This is a genomic window from Streptomyces sp. SID9727, assembly GCF_010550605.1.
Taxonomy (GTDB): domain Bacteria; phylum Actinomycetota; class Actinomycetes; order Streptomycetales; family Streptomycetaceae; genus Streptomyces.
This window is the reverse complement of record NZ_JAAGNI010000080.1, coordinates 1-3,460: the sequence shown is the minus strand read 5'-3', so window position 1 is coordinate 3,460 and position 3,460 is coordinate 1. Positions and strand designations below refer to the sequence as shown.

Here is a 3,460-nt window from a genome sequence, read left to right as displayed (position 1 = left end):
CGCGGCGGCGAGGGCCAGGCGCGGGGCGCGGGCCGGGTGGCCCGTCTCTCGGCGCGCGGGGGTGGTCGACCGACCGGATACCGACATGACCGTTCCTCGATTCATGGGAGAGCGGAGCCGACGGCGCGGACGGCAGCCGCGGTGAGCTCATCGGAGCGGACCGCCCGAGCTCGAAAACCGTACGGTGATCGGTTTCTGGCCGTCAAGAGCCGCGTCCGAAATGAGATCCGGCCGGTCGAGGGGGTCCCGCCCGCCGCGCGCGGGGACCCTTGACACCAAAAACCGATCACCATACGTTTTTGGGTCGCATGCCGTCTTGCCCCGATTCGCTCCACCGGACGGCCCTCGCCCCGGCCCCCGCCCCCTTCACGGAAGCCCGACAGGTACTCGTATGACTCAGCGATCCGCCCCCCGCCCCTCCCCCGCCACCGGCCTCCCGCTCGCCGAGAAGGCCGCCCTGACCAGCGGTTCCGGGGACTTCGTCAGCGAGGGGTCCGAGGCGGCGGGGCTGCCCGCCGTCCGGATGTCCGACGGCCCGCACGGGCTCCGGCTGCCCCGCGAGAGCGGCGACGGCGGCCAGCTCGACCTGCACAGCGCGGCGCCCGCCACCTGCTTCCCGCCCGCCGTCGCCCTCGGCAGCAGCTGGAACCCGGAGCTGGCCGAGGAGGTCGCCGCCGCCATCGCGGCCGAGGCCGTGGCGCACGGCGTGCACGTGGTGCTCGGGCCGGGCATCAACATCAAGCGGTCACCTCTGTGCGGCCGGAACTTCGAGTACTTCTCCGAGGACCCGCTGGTCTCCTCGGAGCTGGGCGGCGCCATGGTGCGCGGGTTGCAGAAGGCCGGGGTCGGTGCGTCGCTCAAGCACTACGCGGCCAACAACCAGGAGACCGACCGGATGCGGGTCAGCGCCGACATCGACGAGCGCCCGCTGCGCGAGATCTACCTGCGCGCCTTCGAACGCGTCGTCCGCCGCGACCGCCCCTGGTCCGTCATGGCGTCCTACAACGGCCTCAACGGCGTGCCCGTGGCGCAGCACACCCGCCTGCTCACCGAGATCCTGCGCGACGAGTGGGACTTCGACGGCATCGTCGTCTCCGACTGGGGCGCGGTACGCGACCGGGTCGCCTCCCTCCGCGCCGGCCTCGACCTCCAGATGCCGGGCCCCGGCGGCCACACGGACCGGGAGGTGGCCGCCGCCGTGGAGTCCGGCGCGCTGGACGAGGCGGTGCTCGACCGGACCGTCGAGCGGCTCGCGCTCTTCGCCGACCGCGTGACCAGCGGGACCGGGACGCCCGCGCCGTTCGACGCGGACGCCTCGCACCGCGTGGCCGGGCGGGCCGCCGACCAGTGCGTGGTGCTCCTGAAGAACGACGGCGCGCTGCTGCCGCTGGACCCGGCGCGCGGCAGCGTGGCGGTCATCGGAGAGTTGGCCCGTACGCCGCGCTTCCAGGGCGCGGGCAGCTCTCAGGTGACGCCCACCCGGCTCGACGTCCCGCTGGACAGCCTGCGCGAGCTGGCCACCGGCGCGGAGGTGCGGTTCGCCGCCGGGTACCCGCTGCCCGGCGCGGCGGACGGGCCGGCGGACGCCGGACTCGCGGACGAGGCGGTCCGGTTGGCCGAGTCGTCGGACACGGCGGTGCTCTTCCTCGGGCTCCCCGCACAGGACGAGTCCGAGGGTTTCGACCGCGACCATCTGGACCTGCCCGCCGCCCAGACCGAGCTGCTGCGGCGGGTCCTGGACGTCAGTCCGCGCGTGGTCGTGGTGCTGTCCAACGGCGGCGTCGTCCGCACCTCGCCCTGGCAGGACCGGGTGCCGGCCCTCGTGGAGGGATGGCTGCTCGGCCAGGCGGGCGGCGGCGCGCTCGCCCGCGTCCTGTTCGGTGCGGTCAACCCGTCCGGAAAGCTGACGGAGACCGTCCCGCTGCGCCTGGAGGACTCCCCGAGCCACCTCTCGTTCCCCGGCGAGGAGGGCAGGGCCCGGTACGGCGAGGGGGTCTTCGTCGGCTACCGGGGGTACGACGCCCAGCGCCGCGAGGTCGCGTTCCCGTTCGGCCACGGCCTGTCGTACACGACGTTCGGCTACGAGGACCTGGCCGTACGGGAGAACGGGGACGGCTTCCACGTCACGCTGACCGTCACCAACACCGGCACGGTCGCCGGGCGCGAGGTCGTGCAGCTCTACGTGGCCGGGCCGGACGGCTCACGCGTGCTGCGGCCGGTGCGCGAACTGCGCGGCTTCGCGTCGGTGTACCTGGAGCCGGGCGCGAGCACCGAGGTGGCCGTGCGCGTGGCGCGGCACGATCTGGCGTACTTCAGCGAACGGGAGGGCGGCTGGAAGGTCGAGGGCGGCCGCTACCGCTTCGAGGCCGGTGCGTCCTCGCGCGACATCCGCGCCCAGGTGGAGACCGAGGTGGCGGGCGACCCCTCGGGCCTGCGGCTGACCGGCCGCAACACCCTCGCCGAGTGGTTCGAGCACCCGGTGGGCGGCCCGCTGCTGAGGGAGGCGTTCACGAAGGCCCGTACGGACGAGTCCTCGGGCGCGCTCGCCGATCCCGTGATGCGGCGGTTCCTCGCCGGGGTGCCGCTCGACGTGATCGCCGAGTTCCCGCAGAGCCCGCTGTCCGCCGAGAGCCTGCCCGCCCTGGCCGACGAGGTGGCGGCGCGTGGGGGACAGTTGGAGCGCTGAGATGCTCACCGGCTGGGTGGCGCCGGGCTGGGAGCCCGTCCGTGACGCCTTCGTACGCGGCTGCGCCGACGACCCCGGCGCGGCGCAGCTGGCCGTCCACCACCACGGGCGCCCGGTGGTGGACCTCGCCGCAGGCCCGCCCGGCTTCGGGACGGACTCGGTCGGCGTGCTGATGTCGGTCACCAAGGGCCTCGTCGCGGTCTGCGCCCACCTGCTGATCGAGCGGGGCGCCCTGGACCCCGACGCGCCCGTCGCCCGCTACTGGCCGGAGTTCGCCGCCGCCGGAAAGGCCGGCACGACGGTGGCCGACCTCCTCACGCACCGGGCGGGGCTGCCGGCGTTCTCGGCCGGCCCGGCGGGGTGCGGGCTGCCCGGACTGCTCGACCGGGACGCCCGGGTGGGCGCCCTGGCCACGATGCGGCCGGTCTGGGAGCCGGGCACGGCGTTCCTGTACCACGCGCTGACGTACGGACACCTGGTCGGCGAGGTGGTGCGCCGGGTGTCCGGGCGGAGCGTCGGGGCGTTCTTCGCCGCCGAGGTGGCCGGGCCCCTGGGGCTCGACCTGTGGATCGGGCTGCCGGCGGCGCAGGAGCACCGGTTCGCCCCGCAGTTCTCCGTACGCCCCGACCCCTCGCCGGAGCAGGTCGCCGGCTTCCTCGCCGGGCTGGGCCTCGCCCCGGACGCGCCGCTGTCCCGGGCCCTTCGGGCGTCGCAGGCGGAACTGGCGGCGGCGGTCCGGGGGCTGGCGACCCGCGAGGGCCGTGCGGCCGAGCT

General features: G+C 75.2%; 2 protein-coding genes. Both read left to right on the top strand.

Annotation, left to right across the window (positions count from 1 at the left end; translation table 11 throughout):
* The first annotated feature begins 391 nt into the window (after positions 1 to 391).
* Entirely contained in the window at positions 392 to 2,686 is a 2,295-nt protein-coding gene (locus G3I41_RS05175; RefSeq protein ID WP_164399127.1) for a glycoside hydrolase family 3 C-terminal domain-containing protein, read from the top strand.
* Positions 2,664 to 3,460: serine hydrolase domain-containing protein (locus G3I41_RS05170; protein ID WP_343242061.1), on the top strand; the 797-nt coding region annotated here is incomplete at its 3' end. The genes G3I41_RS05175 and G3I41_RS05170, both read left to right, overlap by 23 nt.

What these genes read in the sequence shown, in the direction of transcription:
- G3I41_RS05175 (WP_164399127.1), top strand. Translation starts at nt 392, where the DNA reads ATGACTCAGCGATCCGCCCCCCGCCCCTCCCCCGCCACCGGCCTCCCG.